This window comes from Bradyrhizobium murdochi, from assembly GCF_000472965.1.
GTDB classification, from domain to species: domain Bacteria; phylum Pseudomonadota; class Alphaproteobacteria; order Rhizobiales; family Xanthobacteraceae; genus Bradyrhizobium; species Bradyrhizobium murdochi.
On record NZ_AXAU01000012.1, the window covers coordinates 186,691 to 212,523 of the forward strand.

Consider the following 25,833-nt stretch of genomic DNA (forward strand, 5'->3'; position numbering starts at 1 on the left):
ACTATAGTGGGACGAACTGTGACAAATTCGATAATTTTTGCTGTTGCCCACTACCGATCTTGCGCTCAACAGAACAATCTTATTATTATCTCATTGTAATTGCAGTATAATTCACTATCAGATAAAGCCCACTCACACCTTCTACCAAGACCAAAACTTCGTATATTTTGCGCATATTGGGCTACTTCCCATCTCCAATGGGCTGTTTGGCCCGCCCTGTTTCGCTTACTTTAGCGCATCGTTCGCTGCGGCTGACGTTCGCCCATCGTTTCGGAGCTTTGTGAAGTGCCATGACCGAGGTTACGCCCCCCGCTTTCGACGGCCATCGCGCGCTGCATTCGCCAAAGATCTCCTTTGAGTTCTTTCCGCCCAAGACCGAAGAGATGGAGCGGAGCCTGTGGGAGACCATCAAACGGCTGGCGCCGCTTGCCCCCAATTTCGTCTCGGTGACCTATGGCGCAGGGGGATCGACCCGCGAGCGGACCCATTCGACCATTGCCCGCATCCTGAAAGAGACGCGGCTGACGCCCGCCGCGCACCTGACCTGCGTCGGCGCGCCCAAGGGCGAGATCGACGACGTGGTGGCGCGCTATCACGAAATCGGTGTCCGCCACATCGTCGCGCTGCGCGGCGATCCCACCACCGGCATCGGCACCGCCTATCGCGCGCATCCGGATGGCTATCAAAGTTCGCCCGACCTGATCGCGGGCATCAAGAAGCGCTTTCCCGATATCGAAATCTCGGTGTCCGCCTATCCGGAAAAGCATCCGGAGAGCCCGACGATCGACGCCGACATCGATACGCTCAAGGCCAAGGTCGACGCCGGCGCGGCGCGAGCCATTACGCAAGTGTTCTTCGATAACGATCTCTACTTCCGCTACCTCGACCGCGTCCGCGCCCGCGGCATCGATATTCCCATCGTTCCCGGCATCATGCCGATGCACAATTTCAAGCAGGCGCGCAGCTTCGTGACCCGCGCCGGCACCACGGTGCCAGACTGGCTCGCCGACAAGTTCGATGGCCTCGACGACGATGCGGAGACGCGCAAGCTCGTCGCCGCCACCGTCGCGGCGGGCCAGGTGCAAAAGCTCGCCAAGCACGGCGTCGACACCTTTCACTTCTACACCATGAATCGCGCGGACCTGGTGTTCGCGATCAGCCATCTGCTGGGCATCCGCCCCAATGGCGCACAGAAAGCCGCCTGATCCGATGAGTGTTTCGATTCCGAAGGTTTCGCCGAAGCGAACTGCGCTGCTCGCCGCCGCCCGCGAACGCATCCTGGTGCTCGACGGCGCCATGGGCACCATGATCCAGGGCCTGCAGTTCGACGAAACAGCGTTTCGCGGCGAGCGTTTCAAGGACTTCCATCGCGACGTCAGAGGCAACAACGACCTGTTGATTCTGACGCAGCCCAAGGCAATCGAGGACATCCACGCCGCCTACTTGCGCGCCGGCGCCGACATCGTCGCGACCAACACGTTTTCGTCCACCTCGATCGCACAGGCCGACTACGACATGTCGGACCTCGCCTATGAGCTGAACCGTGACGGCGCAAAACTAGCCCGCGCCGCCGCCGAGCGCGTCTCGGCAGAAGACGGCAAGCCGCGCTTCGTTGCCGGCGCGCTGGGCCCGACCAATCGCACCGCCTCGATCTCGCCCGACGTTTCCAACCCCGGCTATCGCGCCGTCACCTTCGACGATTTGCGCAAGGCCTATGGCGAACAGGTCAACGGCCTGCTCGACGGCGGCGCCGACCTGCTGCTGGTCGAAACCATTTTCGATACGCTGAACGCCAAGGCGGCGCTTTACGCGATTGCGGAAATCACGGAGGAACGCGGCATCGACGTGCCCGTGATGATCTCCGGCACCATCACCGACAAATCCGGCCGCCTGCTGTCAGGGCAATTGCCGGAAGCATTCTGGAATTCGATCCGCCACGCCAAGCCGATCACCGTTGGCTTCAACTGCGCGCTCGGCGCGGAAGACCTTCGCGCCCATATTGCCGATATCGGCCGCGTGGCCGACACGCTGGTCTGCGCCTATCCGAACGCCGGCCTGCCCAACGAGTTCGGCCAGTACGACGAGACACCGGAATATATGGCGCGGCTGATCGGCGAGTTTGCGGAAGCCGGCCTCGTCAACATCGTCGGCGGCTGCTGCGGCACCACACCCGACCATATCGCCGCGATTGCGGCCGCGGTCGCTCCGCACAAGCCGCGCGTCGTCCCCGTGATCGAGCCGCGGCTGCGGCTGTCGGGGCTGGAGCCGTTCGAACTGACGCCGGCGATTCCGTTCGTGAACGTCGGCGAGCGCACCAATGTCACGGGCTCGGCGAGATTCCGCAAGCTGATCACCGCGGGCGATTACACCGCGGCGCTGCAGGTGGCGCGCGACCAGGTTGAGAACGGCGCTCAGATCATCGACGTCAACATGGACGAGGGCTTGCTGGATTCGGAAGCCGCGATGGTGACGTTCCTCAACCTCGTCGCCGCCGAACCCGACATCGCACGCGTCCCTGTGATGGTCGACTCCTCGAAATTCCATGTGATCGAGGCCGGCCTGAAATGCGTTCAGGGCAAGTCGGTCGTGAACTCGATTTCGATGAAAGAAGGCGTGGACAAGTTCATCCACGAAGCCCGCATCGCGCGCCGCCATGGCGCGGCGGTGGTGGTGATGGCGTTCGACGAGATCGGTCAGGCTGACACGTTCGCGCGCAAGACCGAAATCTGCAAGCGCGCCTATGACATCCTGGTCAACGAGGTCGGCTTTGCGCCCGAGGACATCATCTTCGATCCGAATATCTTCGCGATCGCGACGGGCCTCGAAGAGCACAACAATTACGGCGTCGACTTCATCGAGGCAACGCGCTGGATCCGGACGAACCTGCCGGGAGCGCATGTCTCCGGCGGCGTCTCCAACCTGTCGTTTTCGTTCCGCGGTAACGAGCCGGTGCGCGAGGCGATGCACTCGGTATTTCTGTATCACGCCATCCACGCCGGCATGGACATGGGCATCGTCAATGCCGGGCAGATGATCGTTTATGACGACATCGATTCCGAGCTGCGCCAGGTGTGCGAGGACGTGATCCTCAACCGCGATCCCGGCGCGTCCGAGCGTCTCTTGGCGCTGGCGGAAAAGTTCCGCGGCAAGGAGAAGCAGACAAAAGAGCAGGACCTCGCCTGGCGCGAATGGCCGGTCGAAAAGCGGCTGAGCCACGCGCTGGTGCACGGCATCACCGAATTCATCGAGGAAGACACCGAGGCCGCGCGGCTCTTGGTCGAACGCCCGCTGAACGTGATCGAGGGCCCGCTGATGGCGGGCATGAACATCGTCGGCGACCTCTTCGGCGACGGCAAAATGTTCCTGCCGCAGGTGGTGAAGTCGGCGCGCGTGATGAAGCAGGCGGTCGCCTATCTGATGCCGTTCATGGAAGAGGAGAAGGCGCGCAACCTCGCCAATGGCGTGACCGGCGACGGCCGCAACGCCGCCGGCAAGATCGTGCTGGCGACCGTGAAGGGCGACGTCCACGACATCGGCAAGAACATCGTCGGCATCGTGCTGCAATGTAACAATTTCGAGGTGATCGACCTCGGCGTCATGGTGCCGGCGACCAAGATCATCGAGACGGCGAAAGCCGAAGGCGCCGACATCATCGGGCTGTCGGGCCTGATCACGCCCTCGCTCGACGAGATGAGTTTCCTGGCCGGCGAGATGGAGCGGCAGGGCATGAAGATGCCGCTGCTGATCGGCGGCGCGACGACGAGCCGCGTCCATACCGCGGTCAAGATCGACCCAAACTATCCGGGCGGACCGGTGGTGCACGTCAACGACGCCAGCCGCGCCGTCGGCGTCGCATCATCGCTGCTCTCGCCGGACAAGCGCGAGGCCTATGTCGCCGACATCCGCGCCGAATACGCCAAGATTTCCGCGGCGCATCTGCGCGCGCAGGCCGACAAGAAGCGGCTGAAGCTGGCGGACGCCCGCGCCAATGCGGTCAAGGCCGACTTTGCGAGAACGCCGCCGAAGAAGCCATCGTTCCTCGGGTTCAAGACTTTTGACGCCTATGATCTGGCCGAGCTTGCCGAATACATCGACTGGACGCCGTTCTTCCAGACCTGGGAATTGACCGGGCGTTTCCCGGCCATTCTCGACGACCCCAAGATCGGCGAGGTCGCGCGCTCGCTCTATGACGACGCACGCAAGATGCTTGAGCGGATCATCAAGGAGAAATGGTTCACGGCGCGTGCAACGATCGGCTTCTGGCCGGCCAATGCGGAAGGAGACGATATCGCGGTTTATGCCGACGACAGACGCAAGCAGAAGATCGCGACGTTCCATACGCTGCGCCAGCAGTTGGAGAAGCGCGAAGGCCGCTTCAACGCCGCATTGTCGGACTTCATCGCGCCAGCGTCATCCGGCGTATCAGATTATATCGGTGGCTTTGTCGTCACCGCGGGGATCGGCGAGGATGCAGTGGCTGACCGCTTCAAGAATGCCAATGACGACTACTCCTCGATCCTGTGCAAGGCGCTCGCCGATCGCCTCGCCGAAGCCTTCGCCGAGCGGATGCATCAGCGCGTCCGCAAGGAATTCTGGGGCTACGCGCCGGACGAGGCGCTGAGCTCCGACCAGTTGATCCTGGAGCAATATGCCGGCATTCGTCCGGCGCCTGGTTATCCCGCGCAGCCCGACCACACCGAGAAGGCGACGCTGTTCCGCCTGCTCGATGCGGAAAAGACAGCCGGCGTGAAGCTGACCGAGAGCTTTGCGATGTGGCCGGGCTCGTCGGTATCAGGCCTTTATTTCTCGCATCCCGAAAGCTTCTATTTCGGCGTCGGCAAGATCGAGCGCGACCAGGTCGAGGACTATGCCGCGCGCAAGGGCATGAGCGTCGCCGAGACCGAACGCTGGCTGGCCCCGGTGCTGAACTACATCCCTTCGCAGGAACAGCCCGCGACGAAGGCGCCAGCGGCGGAGATCGTCCCCGCCAACGACGTCACCTCGCATCCGCCCGGCTGCACCTGCGCCGTGCACCTCGCCTGGCGGAAGAAGGCCGTGGGAGCTGGATAATTCGTTTTCTTCCCTTCTCCCCTTGTGGGAGAAGGTGGCATAGGCGGCCTTTGGCCGCCGTCACTTAGAACGCCGATGCTTCGCATCGGCTACGGCGCCGGATGAGGGGTTCTATCCGCGGAGAGAACCCCTCACCCGTCTCAATCGTGCTTCGCACGATTGATCCACCCTCTCCCACAAGGGGAGAGGGGAAGAGAGACGGAGGCCCCATGAAATTCTTCTCCTTCTGGCGATCGCTGGCGAGCTTTCGCGTTCGCATCGCGCTCAATCTGAAAGATGTTCCGGTCGAAGTGATCTTCGTCGACCTCGATGCCAACGCGCATCGCGATCCCGAGTATCGGCAGATCAACCCGCAGATGGCGCTGCCGGCGCTAGTGGAAGATGACGGCACCACGCTGTTCCAGTCGCTCGCCATCCTCGAATATCTCGACGAGAAATATCCCTCCCCGCCGCTGCTGCCCTCCGACCCCGCCGGCCGCGCCCGCGTCCGCGCGCTGGCGCTGATGGTGGCGTGCGAGGGCCACCCGCTGCTGACGCCGCGGGTGCGGCGCTATCTCGACCACGAGCTGAATCTGCGCGACACGCAGCAGGCGGCGTGGCGGCGGCACTGGATCGCCGAGACGCTGGCAGCGCTGGAGGGTCACCTCGCCGATAACAAGGACACTGGAAAATTCTGCCATGGCGATGCGCCGACAATCGCCGACATCTGCATGGTCGGCCATGTCACCGCGGCGCTGAACCAGCAGGTCAATCTGGCGACCTATCCGACCGTGAAGCGCATTTTCGAGACCGCGATGGCGTTGCCGGAATTTGAAAAAGCGCATCCGCTGGCGCAGCCGGATACGCCGGAGGCGATGCGGCAGAAGTAGGGTGGGCAAAGGCGCGCTTGCGCCGTGCCCACCATTTATCGGCAGACTATCCTGGATGTGGTGGGCACGCTACGCTTACGACAGCCCCTCACCCCTTCAGCGGGGCCAGCGGCTGCTGAAAAATCGCGAAAACAACCCCATGCAAAGTAGGATTGGGCTGGCTCCGCGGCCGTGGCCGGGCGCGGCCCCGTCCAGCTCAATCGCCGCTCGGCGGTGCCAGCGGCTGCACGATTTCCTTAAACGACGGCAGCGCCTCGCAAGTGGCAGAATGCGCTTTCAGCGACCGATAGCTGGCGTCGAACAGCTCCGGATGTGCCTCGCCGACGAAGCGCAACACACAGGCAACCGCGATATCGGCGTGGCCGGCGCGCTCGCCAAACCAATATGGAGTCTTCACCGCCACACGCTCCTTCTCCAGCACCTCCAGCACGCCCGCGATCTGCGACTTGCAGCGCTCGACCCAGAGATCGAGCTGCTCCTTCCGCAGCACGCGCTCGTACAACAGGCTGACACCCTTGTCGCCAAGCCCCATCGCCAGCGCGCAAATCCGCAGATGCCGCCAGCGCGCTTCACCACTCCTGGCAATCATCGCCTTGTCGGCACCGACGCGATCGTCGAGATAATCCAGGATCATCGCGCTCTCGATCAGCGCTTCCCCACTATCCAGTACCAGCGTCGGCACCCGCCGCAGCGGATTGTGGGCCGCGATCTTGTCGGCATCGCCGAAGGTCGACCACGGCTTGTGCTCGAAATCGATACCGTAAAGCCGCATCGCGATGGCGACGCGGCGGACGAAGGGGGAGTCGAATTGGCCGATGAGGATCATGGTTGTTGTGCTCTCCGCTTGTCATGGCGGGCTTGACCCGGCCATCCATCCTTCTTCAGATGGAATCTTAGTCTGATGGATGCCCGGATCAAGTCCGAGCAGACGGGTGTGACCTGCTTCAACACGGACCGCCGTGGCTTCTCGCTGGCAAAGGCGAAGCAGGTGGTGTTTTGACGTCATAAAAACATAGGGCGCAATAACGCCCGTATGCTATTCCTCTACAAGGCAAGCCACCTGGCTCGACTGCACCAACAGAGCCGCGGCTTGCTCCATATTTGCTCTTGTTACGGATTGAACAATCAACAAATTCGGCTCAAAGAACGCGCCGTCACGCTGAAGCTCGCTTTCTATCTCCTGGCTGAGGCGCACAGGGTCGTAGAAGTTCAAGCGATACCGCTTCCCTGAAACAATGATCCGTGCCTCGGAAAACCAACCTTTCGTCTCGACTTCCCATTCGTAGTCCGCGAAGTCCGCTGGTAAATCAAACGAAAAACCCGACATAGCTCCTCCCTACTAATCAATGATCGGCACATGCCGCGCCACATCACGCGGCGCGGTGCCGTCGAGCCGCGGATCGTCGGCGATCTCGATCTGCCGCCGGAAGGCACGAAAGCCCGAGCGCTGGTAGAAGGCGAGCGCGGCGGGGTGATCGAAGGTGCAGGTGTGCAGCCAGACGCGGTTGATCGGCCGCGACCACGCGAGCTCCAGCGCGCGGTTCATCAGCCAGCGGCCGGCGCCGGTGCCGACCAGTTTTGCGGTGACCCCGAACATGGCGATCTCGCATTGGCCGGGCTCGCGAAAATCCAGCTCCAACAGGCCCTCGTCACGGCCGTCATGGACCAGCGCGTAGACTTCGAGCTGCCGAGAATGAAGCCGTGCCGCGAGCTCGGCGTCCGGCATCTGCGTTCGCGAGAACCACAGCCATTCCTCGCCGACGCGACGATAGAGATCGCGAAACCAATCGAGCGGCGGCATCTCCACCCGACGCAGTGACCAGGCTCGGGGCGGATCGGGCCGCGGCGCGGGCCGTTCAGTCATCTCCAGATGCGTGACGACGGCCGCGATCTTGCCGGCAGGGATGTCGGAGTAACCATCAGGCACGATCAACTGACGTCACTCCCCTTCATCGCTCGCCAGCACGCCCTTCACCGCCCGCGCCCAACCCGCCAGCTTCCGCTCGCGCGTAGCCTTGCTCATCGCCGGCTTGAAGCGGTGTTCGAGCCGCCAATTGTCGGCGAATTTTGCCGGCTCGGGATAGACGCCGGCGTTCAACCCGGCGAGATAGGCGGCGCCTAACGCTGTGGTCTCCTGGATCTTCGGCCGGTCGACCGGTGCATCCAGCAAGTCGGCGAGCCGCTGCATGGTCCAGTCGGAAGCGGTCATGCCGCCGTCGACCCGGAGCACGATGTTGGCGGCGGTTGCGTCCGGCCAGTCGGCACGCATCGCGGCCCAGAGGTCGAAAGTCTGGTAGCAGACGCTTTCGAGGGCGGCATGCGCGAGTTCGGCGGGGCCGGTGTTGCGGGTGAGGCCGAACAGCGCGCCACGTACGCGCGGATTCCAGTAGGGCGCGCCGAGGCCGACGAAGGCCGGGACCAGATAGACGCTTTGCATGGAATCGGATTTGTCGGCGAGCGGGCCGGTTTCGGATGCCTGCTTGATGATGCCGAGGCCGTCGCGCAGCCATTGCACCGCGCTGCCGGCGACGAAGATCGAGCCTTCGAGCGCATAGGTGCGTTTGCCGTTCAATTGATAGGCGATGGTGGTGAGCAGCTTGTTCTTCGAGGCGACCGGCGTGGTGCCGGTGTTGAGCAGCGCAAAGCAGCCGGTGCCGTAGGTCGACTTGATCATGCCGGGCGTGAAGCAGGCTTGGCCGATGGTTGCGGCCTGCTGGTCGCCGGCGATGCCGGAGATGGCGATTGAGCCGCCGAACAGGTCGGGCACGGTTTCGCCGAACTTGGCGGAGGAATCCTTGACCTCCGGCAGCATCGAGCGCGGCACGCGCAAGAGTTTCAGCAGATCGTCATCCCAGTCACCGGTGTGGATGTTGAACAGCAGCGTGCGCGAGGCGTTGGTGGCGTCGGTGACGTGCACCTTGCCGCCGGTCAGCCGCCACAGCAGATAGCAATCGACGGTGCCGAACACCAGTTCGCCGCGAACGGCGCGTTCGCGCGCGCCCGGCACGTGATCGAGGATCCATGCGACTTTTGTCCCCGAGAAATAGGGATCGATGATCAGGCCGGTCTTGGCCGAGATCGTGGGCTCGTGGCCTTCGCTTTTTAGTTTGGCGCAGATGTCAGCGGTGCGGCGGTCCTGCCAGACAATGGCGCGGTGTACCGCCTGCCCCGTCGCGCGATCCCACACCACCGTGGTCTCGCGTTGGTTGGTGATGCCGATCGCGGCGATGTCCTGCGCCTTCAGTCCGGCCTTTTCCAGCGCCTCGCGGCAGACCTGTAACGTCGAGGTCCAGATGTCCTCCGGCTCGTGCTCGACCCAACCCGACGCCGGGAAATGCTGCGGGAATTCCTGCTGCGCCGTGGCGGCGATGGAAATATCGCTGCGAAACACCATGGCGCGCGAGGACGTGGTGCCCTGATCGATGGCCAGCACAAAGGACATGACGCTGCTTCCCCGAAGGATTGTTGGTTGCGGAGAGGCAATCCGATTGGGAGGCGAAGGTCAAGTTGGGAAGCTTGCCGCGCGTTCGGTGCGCTCCCTCTCCTGCTTGCGGGGGTGCCGCGCAGATGATGGCGTCAGCGATTGGCCCGAGCGGCGTGCTCAAACTAAGAGTTGGACTCGCGGAGAGNCCCCCNCCCGCCTCGCTTCGCTCGGCACCCTCCCCCGCAAGCGGGAGAGGGATTCATCACGTCGCTGCGGTGGTCACGCCGCCGTCGACGACGATGGTCTGGCCGGTCATGAAGGTGGAGGCGTCGGAGGCGAGGTAGGCCACGGCGCCTGCGATTTCATCCGGTTCGCCGATCCGGCGCAGCGGCGTGGTGGCGGTGCGGCGTTTGAGGAGGTCGGCGTCTTCCCACAGCGCGCGGGCGAAATCGGTCTTCACGAGGCCCGGCGCGACGCAATTGACGCGGACGCCCTTTGGGCCCCATTCGCCGGCAAGGCTGCGGCAGAGCGCGAAATCCGCCGCTTTCGAAATGCCGTAGGCGCCGATCACGGTAGAGCCGCGCATGCCGCCGATGGACGAGATAATCACCACGGAGCCATTGCCGCGCTCCGCCATCTGCGGGATCGCCAGCGCGCAGAGCCAGATGTTGCTCTTGACGTTACTGCCCATGATCTTGTCGAAGGCCTCGTCCTTGATATCGAGCAGCGGGCCGTAATACGGGTTCACCGCGGCGTTGCAGACGAGGATATCGATCTTGCCGTAATGCTTTGTCGTGCCCGATATCAGCGCCTCGACCTCCTCGCGGCGCGAGATGTTGCAGGGAATGACATGGGCGTCGCCGCCGGCCTTTTTGATGCCTTCGGCCACTTCCTGGCAGGCGTCCGCCTTGCGGCTGGAGATCACGACCTTGGCCCCGAGTTTTGCCAGCAGTTCGGCGGAGGAACGGCCGATGCCGCGGCTGGACCCGGTGATGACGGCGACTTTGCCGGTAAGATCGAACGGGGTGTTTTTCATTGTTGTTTGCCTCCCTTAATCCTTCCCCCGTCATTCCGGGACACGCGCAAAAGCGCGTGGACCCGGAATCCAGAAGTTGTCGGCGCGAGATTCCGGGTTCGCGCTGACGCGCGCCCCGGAATGACGGCGGGTGTCACACCAGCCCACCTTCCGCGACACAGCGGAGGTGGTAGTCGGTATCGCCAAACGTATTCTCGATCATGGCCAGACGCTTGAAGTAGTGGCCGATCTTGGCTTCCTGGGTCATGCCGATGCCGCCGTGGAGCTGGATCGACTGCTGGCCGATGAATTTTCCAGACTTCCCAATCTGCACCTTGGCAGCGGCAACCGCGGTCGCGCGCTCCTTGGCGTCTTCGAAATCGGCCGCCATGGTCGCGAACATCGACATGCTGCGGGCCTGTTCAAGCGCGACGAACATGTCGGCGGCGCGATGCTGCAGGGTCTGGAAGCTGCCGATCGGCACGCCGAACTGTTTTCGCGTTTTGAGATACTCGACGGTCGTCTTCAGCGATTCATCCATCGCGCCGACGGCTTCCGCGCACATCGCGGTACGGGCTTCATCGACCACGCGCTCGATCAGCGGCAAGCCGTTCTCGGGATCGCCGATCGCGGCGTCGCTGCCAACCTCGACACCGGTGAAGGTGATGTCGGCGGCATGCAACCCGTCCTGGGTCGCATAGCCCTTGCGGGTGACTCCCTTGGCGTTGGCCGGCACGAGAAACACACCGATGCCCGTCTTGTCGTGCCGGCTGCCCTTGGTGCGCGCGGTCACGATCAGCGTGTCGGCATTCTCGCCGTTGAGCACGACGAATTTTTCGCCGTCGATGACCCATCCCGCGCCCTTCTTCTTGGCCGTGGTCGAGACGTCGGCGAGATCGTAGCGCGAGTTCTTCTCGAGCTGTGCGAAAGCAAAGGTCTTGCTGCCGTCGATGATGCCGGGAATGTGCGCGGCCTTCTGCTCGGCCGAGCCGCCATGGCGCAGGAAGCCGCCGCCGATCACGACAGTGGCGAGATACGGCTCCAGCACCAGCGCCTTGCCGAGCGCTTCCATCACGATCATGGTTTCGACCGCGCCCGCGCCAAAACCGCCGTCGGCTTCCGCGAACGGCAGGCCCAGCAGGCCCTGCTCGGCGAGCTTGCCCCAGACGGCCTTGCTCCAGCCGCCCTTCTCCTTCTGGTACTTCTTGCGCGCATCGAAATCGTAGGAATCGGTCAACAGACCGTCGACGCTTTCCTTGAGAAGCCGCTGCTCCTCGGACAAATCAAAATCCATCTTACCTGGTTTCCTTAACTAACAGATCGGTGCTTGAGCCGGGGTCTCTTAACCTCGCCCCGCTTGCGGGGAGAGGTCGGATCGCATCGCAAGATGCGATCCGGGTGAGGGGGTACAGGTCTCTCGACAATCTTTGCTGGGAGAGAGGCCCCTCACCCCTGCCCTCTCCCCGCAAGGGCGGGGAGAGGGAGAGGATTACAGCCCCAGCACCGCCTTGGTGATGATGTTGCGCTGGATCTCGTTGGAGCCGCCGTAGATCGAGACCTTGCGGTTGTTGAAGTAGCTCGGCGCGATCTGGGCGGTCCAATCCATGGTTTCGTTGGAGGCGTCGTCGCCGTGCTCGTCGTAAGGCGCGGCGAACGGGCCGATCACTTCCATCAGAAGTTCGGTGGTGGTCTGCTGGATTTCCGAACCCTTGATCTTCAGGACTGAAGACGCCGGGTTGGGCTTGCCCTTGCCGTGCTTGCCCTCGTCGGCGACGACGCGGAGCTGCGTCAATTCGAGCGCCTTCAGCTCGATCTCGCAGGCCGCCAGCTTCTCGCGGAAACCCTGGTCCTCGATCACGGGCTTGCCGTTCGATTCGACCTTGGAGGCGAGCTCCTTGATGCGCCGCAGCCGCTCCTTGGAGACACCGACGCGGGCAATGCCGGTGCGCTCATTGCCGAGCAGGAATTTTGCGTAATCCCAGCCCTTGTTCTCCTCGCCGATCAGATTCTCGACCGGCACCTCGACGTCGTCGAAGAACACTTCATTGACCTCATGGCCGCCGTCGATGGTCTCGATGGGACGCACGGTGACGCCCTTCGACTTCATGCTGAACACGATGAAGGAGATGCCCATCTGCTTCTTCGCTGACGTGTCGGTGCGGCACAGGCAGAAGATCATGTCGGCGTGCTGGGCCAGCGTGGTCCAGGTCTTCTGGCCGTTGATGATGTACTTGTCGCCCTTGCGCTCGGCCTTGGTCTTCAGCGAGGCGAGGTCCGATCCCGAGCCCGGCTCCGAGAAGCCCTGGCACCACCAGTCATCGACATTGGCAATGCGCGGCAGATAGTGCTGCTTCTGCTTCTCATTGCCGAAGGTGTAGATGACCGGACCGACCATGCTGACGCCGAAGGCGAGCGGCGCCGGCGCCGGATGCATCTGCAGCTCTTCGTTGAAAATATACTGCTGCACCGAGCTCCAGCCGGTGCCGCCATATTCCTTCGGCCAGTGCGAGACGCCCCAGCCCTTCTTGTTCAGGATGCGCCACCAGGCGACCATCTCGTCCTTGGAGAGGTGACGGCCCTCGACCATCTTGCGCCGCGTCTCCGGCGGCACGTTGTCCCTGAAGAAGGCTCTGACTTCTTCACGAAACGCGATTTCTTCCTTGCTGAAAGCGAGATCCATCGGATCCTCCTGTGAGCGAATGAATTACATTCCGGCTAAGCGACGTTTTTACTTTTGGCGGTTTTCGAAGTCTGTTGCTGCATACGCAGTTCGTGACGCGACAGTTTGCCAACCGGCGTGCGCGGCAGTTCATCGACGAATTCGAGCGCTGCAGGCAGTTCGTGCTTGCCGAGCTTGCCGGCGAGGAAGGAACGCAGTTCATCCAGCGTGAACGGCTTTGCGTCACCGCGCAGCTTGATGAACGCCTTTGCGGCCTCGCCGCGGTAATCATCGGGAATGCCGATCACGATCACTTCCTGCACAGCAGGGTGCGTATAGATCGCCTGCTCGATCATCTGCGGATAGACGTTGAAGCCGCCGGAGATGATCATGTCCTTCTTGCGGTCGACCAGATAGAAGTAGCCATAGGCGTCCATGTAGCCGATATCACCGGTGAGAAAACGGTCGCCGACAAAGGCTTCCGCGGTCTCCTTCGGCCGGTTCCAGTATCCCTTGGTGACGTTCGGGCCACGGATGCGGATTTCGCCGGTTTCGCCCACCGGCATCAACTTGGTCGGATCGTCCAGCGACACCACGTCCATCTCGATGCCGGGCAGCATCAGGCCGATCGAACCTGGCTTGTCAGGCCCCTCCTTCGGGTGTGCGGTGCCGGGCGAGCAAGTCTCGGTCATGCCCCAACCGCTCTTCAGCTTCATGCCGACCCTCTGCTCCAGGATCCGTGCGACCTCAACCGGCAGCGGTGCGCCGCCCGAACCAACGCTGACCAGCGAGGACAGATCGCGCTTGTCGAGGTCCGGCAGCGCTGCGATCGCGATCCACATGGTCGGCACGCCGGGGAAAAAGGTGGCGCGCTTAACCTCGATATCGCGCATCACGGCCTCGACGTCGAAACGCTGATGCAGCGAGATCAGGTTACCGCGCCGGATCGACGACAGCAGCACCACCGTCAGCGCATAGATATGGAACAGCGGAAGCACACAGATCACGCGCTCGATCGCATTGCGCTCGGCGCGCGACGGCTTGCCCCAGACGTCGTAGACCGACACCGCCGACGTCAAATTGCCGTGGCTCAGCATCGCGCCCTTCGGCAATCCGGTGGTGCCGCCGGTATATTGCAGTAGCGCGACATCATCGGCCGAGATCGCGGGCCATTGCACGGGCCTTGTCGCACCGTCGGTGAATTGCTGGTGGGTGACGATCTTCGGATCATCCGGCAGCGCCGCTTGCTGTGTCCCGACCTTGCCCCAATGATCGTCCTCGCAAACGATCAGGCGATCGAGCAGTCCCTTGTCGAGAAATTTCAGTGCAGTCGGCAACAGCGCCGACAGATTGCTGGTAACCAGGACGCGGGCGCCCGAATCCGTGAGCTTGTGCGACAGCGCGATCTCGCCGTCGAGCGGCGACAGATGCACGACGCGGGCACCGGCCTTCAGCGCACCGAAGAAATTGATCGGGTGATCGGGCGAATTGCCGAGGAACAGCGCGACCGAACTGTTCTTGCCGTAGCCCGCGCGGAGGAAGGCGCTGGCGGCGGCCTCCACCAACGCTTCGAGTTCGCCGTAGCTGATCGGCCGGTCGCGGAATTCGATGGCCGGCCGCGAGGCGAACTCGGCGGCGGCTGCCGACAATAGATCCGGCAGCGTGCCGCGCGCGATCTGATCGTCCCAGCGGACGCCTTCCGGATAGAACTGCTCTCCGGGATGCCCCATCAAGCCGCCTTCGACTGCGCGGCCAGCGACGCAAACGTCTTGCCTTCTGCGGCGAGGCGCTTGAGCAGCGGGGCCGGCTCGAGCGACGGATCGTTGGTCTCCTTCGCATAGTACGACAGCCGGTCGGCAATATGCTTCAGCCCGACCTGATCAGCATAGAACATCGGACCGCCGCGATAGATCGGCCAGCCATAGCCATAAAGCCAGATCACATCGATGTCGCTCGGCCGCGCGGCGATGCCTTCCTCCAGGATGCGCGCACCCTCGTTGATCATCGGGTACATCATGCGCTCGAGGATCTCGTCGTCGCTGACGACGCGCTTCTTGAGGCCGAGACGCTGCAGCGTCTCGTCGATCAGCTTCTCGACCTCCGGATCGGGCAGCGGCGCACGCGAGCCGCCTTCATACTTGTAATAGCCCTTGCCGGTCTTCTGGCCGAAGCGGCCCGCTTCGCACAGCGCGTCGGCGATTTCCGACTTGATGCCGCGATCCTTTCGCGAACGCCAGCCGATATCGAGGCCGGCGAGATCGCTCATCGCGAACGGGCCCATCGGCATGCCGAACTTCGTCACCACGGCGTCGACCTGCTGCGGCAACGCGCCTTCGAACAAGAGCTTCTCCGACTGCTTGCCGCGCTGGGCCAGCATGCGGTTGCCGACAAAGCCGTCGCAGACGCCGACCACCGCCGGCACTTTTGCGATCTTGCGCGCGATCGACACCGCGGTGGTCAAGGCATCCGGCGCGGTCTTGTCGGCCCGGACGATCTCGCACAGCTTCATCACGTTGGCGGGCGAGAAGAAATGCATGCCGAGAATATCCTGCGGACGCTTCGTCACCTTCGCGATCTCGTCGATGTTGAGATAGGAGGTGTTGGAAGCGAGCACCGCGCCGGGCTTGGCGTATTTATCGAGCGCCTCGAATACCTCCTTCTTGACCGCCATGGTCTCGAACACCGCTTCGATCACAAGGTCAGCATCCTTGACGTGCTCGAGACCGACCTTGCCGTCGATCAAGCCCATGCGCTTGGCCGGCGCATCCGCTGGGATACCACCGCGCGCCGCGGTCGCCTCGTAATTCTTCTGCATCACGCCCATGCCGCGCTTGAGCTGCTCTTCGCCGGTCTCGATCAGCGTCACCGGGATACCGGCATTGGCGAAGGACATCGCGATGCCGCCGCCCATGGTGCCGGCGCCGATAATGGCGACGCGTTCGACCGGACGCGGCTTGGTGCCATCAGGCACACCGGCGACTTTTGCGGCTTCGCGCTCGGCGAAGAAGGCGTAGCGCTGCGCCTTGGACTGGTCGCTGGAAACCAGCTTGAGGAAACCTTCACGCTCCTTCTTCAAGCCTTCGTCGAACGGCAGCTCGATCGCGGCGCGCACGGCATCGGCTGCGGCGAACGGCGCCTCCAGCCCGCGCGCCTTCTTGGTCAATGCGGCGACTGCGTTGGTAAAGATCGAGATGTCGGCCTTGGCGGCAGCGAGCTTTGAGTCATCGTCGCGCAGCTTGCGCAGCGGGCGCTTCTCCGCCAGCACCTTCAGCGCAAAAGATTCGCCACCCGACGCCGGCCCCTCGACGATCTCCTCGATCAGGCCGTTCTTGAGCGCCTCCGCCGCGCTGATCGGATCGCCGCTAACGATCATCTTGACCGCCAACTCGGGCCCGACCGCGCGCGGCAGGCGCTGGGTGCCGCCGGCGCCCGGCAGCAGGCCGAGCTTCACCTCGGGCAGGCCGAGGCGAGCGTCCTTGGTGGCGACGCGATAGTGGCATGCCAGCGCGACTTCGAGACCGCCGCCCAGCGCCGTGCCGTGAATGGCAGCAATGATCGGCTTCGGCGACTTCTCCATGAGATCAAGCACCTCGGCCAGGCCCGGCGGCTTCGGCGGCTTGCCAAACTCGGTGATGTCGGCGCCAGCGATGAAGGTGCGGCCGGCGCAGGTCAGCACGATCGCCTTCACTTCCGAATCCGCGATCGCGCTCTTCATGCATTCGAAGATGCCGCCGCGCACCGCGGCACTCAGCGCGTTGACGGGAGGACTGTTGACCGTGACGATGGCGATGACGTCATGACGCTCGAGTTTTACCACTTCGCTCACGGGACTCTCCCTGGATCGTTGTTCTTGGATGCCGCCCAACTTGCGTTGAGTGGCTACGGCCATTTCATCAATTTCGCACTGCGAAATTTAATTCCACACCTTGACAGGGAGGGTTATTTTGAAGCACGTCCCTTGTCAACGAGCTCATCAGCAGCAGTAGCGGGGAAATGAAGCGACCAGGGAAGAAATTGGCGACTGATCGCAGCTTCGTCGTAGCGCTCTCCCGCGGACTCGATGTGTTGCGCGCATTCCAACCCAATGACGGGCTGCTCGGCAATCAAGAACTCGCCGCCCGCACCAAACTGCCGAAGCCAACCATTTCCCGGCTGACCTACACTCTGACCAAGCTTGGTTATCTTACACCCGTTCCGCGCTTCGAGAAGTATCAACTCGCACCATCAGCCATGGCGCTGGGGTATGCCGCCCTTGCCAATCTCGGCGTTCGGCATTTGTCCGAGCCTTATCGCGAAGCGCTGATGCGCGAGACCGGCGGCGCCGTCGCGGTCGGCGGGCGCGACCGTCACAGCATGATCTATTTCGGCCAGAGCCGCACCGGGCTGCTCGGTGTGCAGCTTGACGTCGGCTCACGCGTTCCAATCGCAACCACCGCGATGGGACGGGCCTATCTCTGGGCACTGCCCGACGACGAACGTGCGTCCTTGTTGCGCGAGCTGCGCGACCATTACGGCAATCGCTGGCCCAAAATGCGTGACGGCATCGAACGCGCGGGCGAAATGCTTGCGCGTCACGGATTCACTATCTCTGCCGGCGAATGGCAGGACGATGTGCACGCCGTAGGTGTGCCGCTGAAGCTCAGCGACGGAACCGGACCGTATGCCTTCAATTGCGGCGCGCCCGCTTTCCGTTTCACGGAAGATCGTTTGATCAACGACATTGGACCTCGCCTTGTCACGATGGTAAGGAACATCGAAGCAGCGCTGGGCGGCGCAGCACCACAATCAAAAAAATCAGAGAACAAGAAGTTGAAAGCAGGAGGAAGAGTTGCACGTTTGGCCGAGGGGATCAGATAGCCTTCACCATGACCGGCAAAAACATTTGCGCGGTCATTCCCGCTCCGTGATCAGGGCGGGCGGGACGCGATGACGCAGGCACAGCTCGCGCAGGGCAATGCTCCCCTGCTCGCGGTCCGCGACGTCAGCGTCGTGTTCGGCGGCATCATCGCGCTCAACGGTGTGTCCTTTGACATGCACAAGGGAAACATCCTCGGGCTGATCGGACCGAACGGTGCCGGCAAGACGACGCTGTTCAATTGCCTCTCCAGACTCTATCAGCCGTCTTCCGGCGACATCCTGATGGAAGGCGTGAGCATCCTGACGCGCCCGCCGCACCGGATCGCCGAGATCGGCATCGGCCGCACCTTCCAAAACGTCGCGCTGTTTCCCAATCTCTCGGTGCTCGACAACGTTCGCGTCGGCACCCATTCCCGTTCCAATAGCGACATCATCAGCGACTCCTTGCGACTGGGCTGGGTGCGCCGTGGCGAGGCCGAACTCAACAAGCACGTCCACGAGATCGTTACCTATCTCGGCCTTGATGACGTCGCCCACACCATCGTGTCAGGCCTGCCGTTCGGCACCCAAAAACGGGTCGAACTGGCTCGCGCACTGGCCGCGGATCCCAAGATTCTGCTGCTCGACGAACCCGCCGGCGGTCTCAATCACGAAGAAGTCCACGTGCTTGGCGACCTGATCAAGCGCATCCGCGACGAGCGCCACATGACCATACTGCTGGTCGAACACCACATGGGTCTGGTGATGTCGATCGCCGACCACGTCGTCGCACTCAACTTCGGCCGCAAGCTCGCCGAGGGAACGCCGGCCCAGGTCCAGGCCGACCCGGATGTAATCAAAGCCTATCTGGGGAGCAAGGACCAATGACCTCGATGCTCAACGTCAAGGACCTCCGCGCCTATTACGGCCAGGTCCAGGCACTTCACGGCCTCTCCTTCGCCCTCAACGAGGGCTCGCTGACCACCCTGTTAGGGGCCAACGGTGCCGGCAAGACCACCACCTTGCGCGCGATCTGCAACATGGTGCGCTCGACCGGAGCGATCGAGTTCGAGGGCAAGCCGCTCTCCGGCCAATCGACCGAAAACGTCGTTCGCCTCGGCATCGCCCATGTACCACAGGGCCGCGGCACCTTCACCACCTTGACGGTGGAGGAAAACCTGCAGCTTGGGGCCATCACCCGCAACGACAGGAAGAACATCGTCTCCGACATCGAGCGCATGTACGACCACTTCCCGGTGCTGAAGGAACGGCATACCCAGCAGGCCGGAACGCTATCCGGCGGGGAGCAGCAGATGCTCGCGGTCGCGCGCGCGCTGATGCTGCGTCCGCGGCTGATGCTGTTGGACGAGCCGTCGTTCGGTCTCGCCCCCTTGATCGTGCGCGACCTGTTCAAGATTCTGGGCAAGATCAACCGCGAGGACAAGGTCACCATTCTGGTGGTGGAGCAGAACGCACAATTGGCGCTGGAGCTCGCCGACCAGGCGTACGTGATCGAAACCGGACGGATCGTGATGTCGGGCAACGCCAAGGACATCGCGACCAACGAAGACGTCCGTAAATCCTATCTCGGCTACTGAGGAGCGCGGCCATGGAGCTATTTACCAACCAAGTCCTGGCCGGCATCGCCACGGGCGCGATCTATGCCTGTATGGCGCTCGCGGTCGTCATGATCTACCAGGCGATCGACCATCTCAATTTCGCTCAGGGCGAAATGGCGATGTTCTCGACCTTCATTTCCTGGCAATTGATGCAGTGGGGCATCGCCTACTGGTGGGCGTTCCTGCTCACGCTGGTGATCTCGTTCGTCGGCGGCATCGTCATCGAGCGGTTGCTGTTCAAGCCGCTCGCCAAGGCGCCGGTCCTCACCAACGTCGCCGGTTTCATCGCGTTGTTTGCGGTCGTCAACTCGGTAGCCGGGCTGATCTGGGACTTCACCATCAAGCAATATCCGACGCCGTTCGGATCATCGCCTTTCCTCGGCAGCCAGCTCATCTCGACCCATCAGGCCGGCATGATCGGCGTCACCTTGCTGCTGCTGGTCGCGCTTTACGTCTTCTTTCAGTTCACGCGGATCGGCCTTGCGATGCGCGCGGCCGCCTCGCTGCCTGAATCGGCACGCCTGGTCGGCATCAACACCTCCTGGATGATCGCGCTCGGATGGGGCATGGCGTCGGCGATCGGCGCCATCGCGGGCATCCTGATTGCACCGGTCGTGTTCCTGGAGCCGAACATGATGGGCGGCGTGCTGATCTACGGATTTGCTGCGGCCGTGCTCGGCGGCCTGACCTCGCCGCTCGGCGCCGTGCTCGGCGGCTTCCTGGTCGGCATCTTTGAAAATCTCGCCGGGACCTACATTCCCGGCGTCGGTAACGAGTTGAAACTGCCGATCGCGCTAGCGCTGATCATCACCGTATTGGTCGTCAAACCGGCTGGGCTGTTGGGCCGGCCCATCGTGAAGCGAGTTTGATCATGAGCGCTGTTGAGGAAGTCGTCACAGAAGCCCCGGCCGTCGAGGCCGTTCCGAAGCGAGCCATGACGCTCGGGCTGGGCACCTCGCTGGTGGTGCTGGGTGCGCTGGTGCTCGCGCCGCTGTTCGTCAAGAACTTCATCATCTTCCAGATGACGATGCTCCTGATCTACGGGCTTGCGGTTCTGGCGTTGAACATCTTGACCGGTGGAAGCGGCCAGTTCTCGCTCGGCCAGAGCGCGTTCTACGCGGTCGGCGCCTATACGTCGGCGATCCTGATGGAACACGCCGGCATGAACTACGCGCTAACCCTGCCGATCGCGGGCCTCATATGCTTCGCCTTCGGGTTCGCGTTCGGTCAGCCTGCGCTGCGGCTGAGCGGCATTTACCTCGCGCTGGCCACCTTCGCACTGGCGGTCGCCATGCCGCAACTCTTGAAGCTGCACTTTGTCGAGCACTGGACCGGCGGCGTTCAGGGCCTGGTCGTGACCAAGCCCGATGCGCCGTTCGGCCTGCCGATGGGCCAAGACATGTGGCTCTACTACTTCACGCTCGTGATTACGATCGGCATCTACATCGCTTCCGTCAACCTGCTGCGGTCGCGATCGGGCCGCGCCTTCATGGCGATCCGCGACAACGAGATCGCGGCCTCCGCGATGGGCGTCGATGTCGCCCTCTACAAGACGCTGGCGTTCGGCGTCTCGGCCGGCATCACCGGCGTTGCCGGCGGGCTCGGCGCCATCGCGGTGCAGTTCGTGGCGCCCGACAGCTACACCATCACCCTAGCGATCTCGCTGTTCCTCGGCATGGTCGTCGGTGGCGTCGGCTGGCTGCCGGGATCGATCGTGGGCGCCGCCTTCATCATCTTCGTGCCGAATATCGCGGAGAGCATCTCCAAGGGCCTTTCCGGCGCGGTGTTCGGCGTGCTCTTGTTTATTGTCATCTTCCTCGTGCCGCACGGCGCAAGGCAGATCGCAATTGTTGCGCAGCAGGTGCTCAGTAAATTTAAGAAGTAGCTGCACGCTGCGGGCTCTGTTCGGCGATATCATCAGCGGCGAACCTGGCCGTTAACCAATATTCCGCCGGACGGTAGTTTCCCGGATCATCCGACTAAATACCGCCCTCCGCGACGCCGTCGCGGCGGGCTTTTTGTTGCTGAGTGCAGCCGAAAGGTATTCAATAAAGCCCAAGAGCCGCCAAGCGCTCCAATCAAAAACAATGACACAGTCACCGATCCTAGGGAGATCAAAAAATGTCCGCCATCAACTTGCGTTTGGGAGCCTTTGCGGCTGCCCTCGCATTGCTTGCCGCGACCAGCAGCGGCGCACTCGCGCAGAAGAAATACGACACCGGCGCCAGCGACACCGAAATCAAGATCGGCAACATCATGCCTTACAGCGGACCGGCTTCCGCGTACGGCGTGATCGGCAAAACCGAAGAGGCCTATTTCAGGAAGATCAACGCCGAGGGCGGCATCAACGGCCGCAAGATCAACTTCGTCAGCTATGATGACGCCTACAGCCCGCCGAAGACCGTGGAGCAGGCGCGCAAGCTGGTCGAGAGCGACGAAGTGCTGCTCGTGTTCAATTCACTGGGCACACCGCCAAATACGGCGATCCAGAAATACCTGAACAGCAAGAAGGTGCCGCAACTGTTCGTCGCCACCGGCGCCACCAAGTGGAACGATCCGAAGGACTTCCCCTGGACCATGGGCTGGCAGCCCAACTACCAGAGCGAGTCGCAGATCTACGCCAAGTACATCCTGAAGAACTACCCGAACGCCAAGATCGGAATTCTTTATCAGAACGACGACTACGGCAAGGACTACCTGAAGGGCTTCAAGGACGGGCTCGGCGCCAAGGCCGCATCAATGATCGTCCTTGAGGAGAGCTACGAAGTCTCTCAACCGACGATCGACTCCCACATCGTCAAGCTGAAGTCGAGCGGCGCCGACGTCTTCTTCAACATCACCACCCCGAAGTTCGCGGCTCAGGCGATCAAGAAGAACATGGAGATCGGCTGGAAGCCGCTGCACTTCCTCAATAACGTCTCGGCCTCGATCGGCAGCGTGATGAAGCCGGCCGGGTTCGAGAACGCGCAGGACATCATCTCGTCGCAATACTTCAAGGATCCAACCGACGCTCAATGGAAGAACGATGCCGCGATGAAGGCATGGAACGAGTTCCTGGATAAGTATTATCCGGAAGCCAACCGGGCCGATGCATCGGTGATGTACGCCTATATCGTCTCCCAAGGCTTGGTGCACGTGCTAAAGGCCTGCGGCGACGACCTGACCCGCGCAAACGTCATGAAGCAGGCGGCCAGCATCAAGGACCTCGAACTCAACGGCCTGCTCCCTGGAGTCAAGGTCAACACGTCGGCAACCGATTTTGCTCCGCTCTCGCAATTGCAACTGATAAGATTCAAGGGCGAGAACTGGGAACGCTTCGGCGAAATCCTATCCGGTGACGTCGGCGGCTAACCCGCTTTCGCGAGCTCTGCTTAAGATGCAGCCCCTGCGGCTTTTGCCGCAGGGGCCTTTTTATTGTGACGCCTTTGGCAAGATGCTAATCACGACGCTGTCAAAAGAGCCTCGTCAAGAGGCCCGACAGTTACATTAAGAAATGAAAAGGGAGAGACAGAAGTGTCCACAATCAAAAAACTTGCGGTGGTTTCGGCCGCGTTTGGATTGCTCGCGGCGAGTTCGAGCGGCGTTCTCGCACAGAAGAAATACGATTCCGGTGCGAGCGACTCCGAAATCAAGATCGGCAATATCATGCCCTACAGCGGACCGGCTTCGGCCTATGGTGTGATCGCCAAGACCGAAGAGGCCTATTTCAGGAAGGTCAACGCCGAGGGCGGCATCAACGGCCGCAAGATCAACTTCATCAGCTATGACGACGCATACAGCCCGCCGAAGACGGTGGAGCAGGCACGCAAGCTAGTGGAGAGCGATGAAGCGCTGATCGTATTCAATCCGCTGGGCACCCCGCCGAACACGGCTATTCAGAAATATTTGAACAGCAAGAAGGTGCCGCAACTGTTCGTCGCAACTGGCGCCACCAAGTGGAACGACTCAAAGAGCTTCCCGTGGACGATGGGCTGGCAACCCAACTACCAGAGCGAAACGCAAATCTATGCCAAGTACATTCTGAAGGAGAAGCCGAACGCGAAGATCGGGATTCTCTATCAAAACGACGATTACGGTAAGGACTACCTGAAGGGCTTCAAGGACGGTCTCGGCGCCAAGGCCGCATCGATGATCGTGCTCGAGGAAAGCTACGAAGTCTCCGAACCGACGATCGATTCACACATCGTCAAGCTGAAGGCAACAGGTGCCGACGTGTTCGTCAACATCACGACGCCGAAGTTTGCGGCGCAGGCGATCAAGAAGAACGCCGAACTCGGCTGGAAGCCCCTGCACTTCCTCAACAGCGTCTCGGCCTCGATCGGCAGCGTCATAAAGCCCGCCGGGTTTGAGAATGCGCAAGACATTATCTCTTCGCAGTACCTCAAGGATCCCGCCGATGCTGAATTCAAGAATGATGCTGGCATGAAGGCCTGGAACGAATTCCTGGACAAGTACTATCCGGAAGCCAACCGCGCCGATGCATTCGTAGTATATGGTTACACGGTGGCACAAACGCTGGAGCATGTATTGAAGTCTTGCGGCGATAACCTGACCCGGGAAAACGTCATGAAGCAGGCCGCGTCCATCAAGGACCTCGAACTCGGGGGACTGTTACCGGGCATCAAGATCAATACGTCAGCAACCGACTTTGCGCCAATTTCTCAGCTACAACTGGTGAAGTTCAAAGGCGACACCTGGGAACGCTTCGGCGAGATCCTCTCCAGCGATGCCGGCGGCTAGGCATTTCGAATCCTGATCGGCCCATTTTGCGGGCCTAACGCACCCCCCGCGGACCTTCCGCGGGGGTTTTCTTTTGCAACGATTGGATGGATAACCAGACCTCCCGTCCCGTTAGCAGCCAACGTTTGCAGATCATGACCGACCGACGTTCCCTCTTGCGTGCGATCTTTGATGCGGCCGTTGCGGCCGCGCATCCCGACGTCGTGCTCTCCGCGCATCTGCGTCCCGCGCCCAAGGGCAAGGTGATCTGCCTCGCCGCAGGCAAGGGCGCGGCAGCGATGGCGGCCGCGGCCGAACGGCACTACCTCGATACGCTCGGCCTCGATCCGTCGCGGCTGACCGGCCTTGCCACCACGCGCCACGGCCACGGCGTGCCGACGCGGCGCATCAGGGTTGTCGAAGCCGGCCATCCGGTGCCCGATGAAGCCGGGCTGAAAGCCGCCGACGAGACGCTGCGTCTGGCCGCAGAGGCGACTCCGGACGATCTTTTGCTGGTGCTGTTGTCCGGCGGCGGCTCGGCAAACTGGATTGCACCCGCAGATGGCGTTTCGTTCGTGCAGAAGCAGCAGGTCAACCGCGCGCTATTGCGTTCGGGCGCGCCGATCGGCGAGATGAACGTTGTGCGCAAGCATCTGTCGCGGATCAAGGGCGGCCGGCTGGCGCGCGCCGGGCAGCGCGCCGCCGAGATCGTAACGCTTGCGATCTCCGACGTACCGCACGACGATCCGTCCGCGATTGCATCGGGACCGACGGTACCGGACGCCTCCACGCTGGCGGACGCCCGCGCCCTGGTTGCGAAGTATAATCTCACAGTCGACGATGCCGTCAGGCGGGCGCTCGACGATCCCAGGAACGAGAGCTGCAAGCCCGGCGATCCCGCCTTTGCCCGCGCGCAATTCGAGATGATCGCAAAACCGAAGGCTTCTCTCGACGCGGCGATCAAGGTCGCGAAGGACGCAGGGTATGAGGTTGTTGGCCTCGGCGCGGATCTCGAAGGCGAAGCGCGCGAGGTGGCGGCCGATCATGCGCGACTGGCGCTGAAAGCACAAAGCGAGGGCAAACGCATCGCGATCCTGTCGGGCGGCGAACTCACGGTGACCGTGCGTGGCAATGGCCGCGGCGGTCCCAACCAGGAATATGCGCTGGCGCTGGCCGATCTTCTGAAGGATACGTCCGGCATTGTGGCGCTGGCCGCAGACACCGACGGCGCCGACGGCGGCGCCGGCAGTGCGAACGACCCGGCCGGCGCTTTGATCGATCAGGCGACGTTCGCGAAGATGAAGTCGCTCGGCCTCGATCCTGCAGCCTATCTCGCCAACAACGATGCGACCGCGTTCTTTGCGGCCACCGGCGATCTCCTGCTGATCGGCCCGACCCTCACCAACGTCAATGACGTCAGGGTGATCTTGGTGGAGCCGGCGTAGATCGCCGGGGCAGTTGCCGGAGCCTCGCATGCGCCGTAACGGCATTAACGCTTTGTTGAGCAGTTTGCGAGGAACCCGCGCGCGGTTTGCCTAACTCGAAGGCGCGATTCACCAGCCTGGCATCTAATGGCCGTTCTCCTGGAGGAGGAGAGCCGCCAGTGGCGGCTGGGGAACGCT

General features: G+C 62.3%; 20 protein-coding genes. 11 read left to right on the forward strand and 9 right to left on the reverse strand.

What is annotated here, in order from left to right; translation table 11 throughout:
* Positions 1–290 precede the first annotated feature (290 nt).
* The 3 genes from metF to maiA all read left to right on the forward strand — a co-directional run bounded on the left by metF (position 291) and on the right by maiA (position 5,939).
* Positions 291–1,205: a methylenetetrahydrofolate reductase [NAD(P)H] gene (gene metF, locus YUO_RS0122795; protein ID WP_028349357.1), complete on the forward strand. Its 915-nt coding sequence runs from the start codon at positions 291–293 to the stop codon at positions 1,203–1,205.
* 4 nt (positions 1,206–1,209) lie between these two features.
* Positions 1,210–5,070, forward strand: a complete 3,861-nt coding sequence (gene metH / locus YUO_RS0122800; RefSeq protein ID WP_028349358.1) for a methionine synthase — start codon at positions 1,210–1,212, stop codon at positions 5,068–5,070.
* Between the two features lie 209 nt (positions 5,071–5,279).
* Positions 5,280–5,939 (forward strand): maleylacetoacetate isomerase, encoded by a 660-nt coding sequence (gene maiA, locus YUO_RS0122805; RefSeq protein WP_028349359.1) that lies wholly within the window; start codon positions 5,280–5,282, stop codon positions 5,937–5,939.
* A gap of 196 nt (positions 5,940–6,135) precedes the next feature.
* Here the strand turns inward: maiA and YUO_RS0122810 are convergent, their stop codons facing one another.
* The 9 genes from YUO_RS0122810 to YUO_RS0122855 all read right to left on the reverse strand — a co-directional run bounded on the left by YUO_RS0122810 (position 6,136) and on the right by YUO_RS0122855 (position 16,863).
* Positions 6,136–6,765 carry a glutathione S-transferase family protein gene (locus YUO_RS0122810; protein ID WP_028349360.1) on the reverse strand — a complete coding sequence of 210 codons (630 nt, stop codon included), beginning with the start codon at positions 6,763–6,765 and terminating at the stop codon, positions 6,136–6,138.
* Between the two features lie 210 nt (positions 6,766–6,975).
* Positions 6,976–7,266, reverse strand: coding sequence for a hypothetical protein (locus tag YUO_RS41415; RefSeq protein ID WP_051379589.1), 291 nt, complete (start codon positions 7,264–7,266; stop codon positions 6,976–6,978).
* A gap of 12 nt (positions 7,267–7,278) precedes the next feature.
* On the reverse strand, positions 7,279–7,872 hold the full coding sequence (locus YUO_RS0122825; RefSeq protein ID WP_028349361.1) for a GNAT family N-acetyltransferase: 594 nt from the start codon (positions 7,870–7,872) through the stop codon (positions 7,279–7,281).
* Positions 7,873–7,878: 6 nt separating this feature from the next.
* Complete coding sequence (gene glpK, locus YUO_RS0122830) at positions 7,879–9,381, reverse strand: glycerol kinase GlpK (protein ID WP_028349362.1); 1,503 nt, start codon at positions 9,379–9,381, stop codon at positions 7,879–7,881.
* A 244-nt stretch (positions 9,382–9,625) separates the two neighbouring features.
* Positions 9,626–10,399 (reverse strand): SDR family NAD(P)-dependent oxidoreductase, encoded by a 774-nt coding sequence (locus YUO_RS0122835; RefSeq protein WP_028349363.1) that lies wholly within the window; start codon positions 10,397–10,399, stop codon positions 9,626–9,628.
* Between the two features lie 133 nt (positions 10,400–10,532).
* Positions 10,533–11,672, reverse strand: a complete 1,140-nt coding sequence (gene pimD, locus YUO_RS0122840; protein WP_028349364.1) for a pimeloyl-CoA dehydrogenase small subunit — start codon at positions 11,670–11,672, stop codon at positions 10,533–10,535.
* Positions 11,673–11,867: 195 nt separating this feature from the next.
* On the reverse strand, positions 11,868–13,058 hold the full coding sequence (pimC, locus tag YUO_RS0122845) for a pimeloyl-CoA dehydrogenase large subunit (RefSeq protein ID WP_028349365.1): 1,191 nt from the start codon (positions 13,056–13,058) through the stop codon (positions 11,868–11,870).
* Between the two features lie 35 nt (positions 13,059–13,093).
* The gene (gene pimA, locus YUO_RS0122850) at positions 13,094–14,767 is read right to left on the reverse strand and encodes a dicarboxylate--CoA ligase PimA (protein WP_028349366.1); all 1,674 of its coding nucleotides are present in this window, start codon (positions 14,765–14,767) and stop codon (positions 13,094–13,096) included.
* The gene (locus YUO_RS0122855) at positions 14,767–16,863 is read right to left on the reverse strand and encodes a 3-hydroxyacyl-CoA dehydrogenase NAD-binding domain-containing protein (protein WP_028349367.1); all 2,097 of its coding nucleotides are present in this window, start codon (positions 16,861–16,863) and stop codon (positions 14,767–14,769) included. The genes pimA and YUO_RS0122855 overlap by 1 nt, the downstream gene beginning before the upstream one ends.
* 167 nt (positions 16,864–17,030) lie before the next feature.
* Here YUO_RS0122855 and YUO_RS0122860 point away from each other — a divergent pair, with 167 nt between their 5' ends.
* The 8 genes from YUO_RS0122860 (at position 17,031) to YUO_RS0122895 (ending at position 25,656) form a co-directional block, all read left to right on the forward strand.
* Complete coding sequence (locus tag YUO_RS0122860) at positions 17,031–17,894, forward strand: IclR family transcriptional regulator (RefSeq protein WP_028349368.1); 864 nt, start codon at positions 17,031–17,033, stop codon at positions 17,892–17,894.
* Positions 17,895–17,963: 69 nt separating this feature from the next.
* Complete coding sequence (locus YUO_RS0122865; protein ID WP_028349369.1) at positions 17,964–18,761, forward strand: ABC transporter ATP-binding protein; 798 nt, start codon at positions 17,964–17,966, stop codon at positions 18,759–18,761.
* Positions 18,758–19,471, forward strand: a complete 714-nt coding sequence (locus tag YUO_RS0122870; protein WP_028349370.1) for an ABC transporter ATP-binding protein — start codon at positions 18,758–18,760, stop codon at positions 19,469–19,471. The genes YUO_RS0122865 and YUO_RS0122870 overlap by 4 nt, the downstream gene beginning before the upstream one ends.
* Positions 19,472–19,482: 11 nt before the next feature.
* Entirely contained in the window at positions 19,483–20,361 is an 879-nt protein-coding gene (locus YUO_RS0122875) for a branched-chain amino acid ABC transporter permease (RefSeq protein WP_028349371.1), read from the forward strand.
* A 2-nt stretch (positions 20,362–20,363) separates the two neighbouring features.
* Complete coding sequence (locus YUO_RS0122880; RefSeq protein ID WP_028349372.1) at positions 20,364–21,377, forward strand: branched-chain amino acid ABC transporter permease; 1,014 nt, start codon at positions 20,364–20,366, stop codon at positions 21,375–21,377.
* Positions 21,378–21,613: 236 nt separating this feature from the next.
* Positions 21,614–22,843 carry an ABC transporter substrate-binding protein gene (locus YUO_RS0122885; protein ID WP_028349373.1) on the forward strand — a complete coding sequence of 410 codons (1,230 nt, stop codon included), beginning with the start codon at positions 21,614–21,616 and terminating at the stop codon, positions 22,841–22,843.
* A gap of 162 nt (positions 22,844–23,005) precedes the next feature.
* A complete protein-coding gene (locus YUO_RS0122890) occupies positions 23,006–24,232 on the forward strand; it encodes an ABC transporter substrate-binding protein (protein ID WP_028349374.1) in 1,227 nt (408 codons plus the stop codon).
* 134 nt (positions 24,233–24,366) lie between these two features.
* Positions 24,367–25,656 (forward strand): glycerate kinase type-2 family protein, encoded by a 1,290-nt coding sequence (locus YUO_RS0122895; RefSeq protein ID WP_028349375.1) that lies wholly within the window; start codon positions 24,367–24,369, stop codon positions 25,654–25,656.
* Positions 25,657–25,833 lie beyond the last annotated feature (177 nt).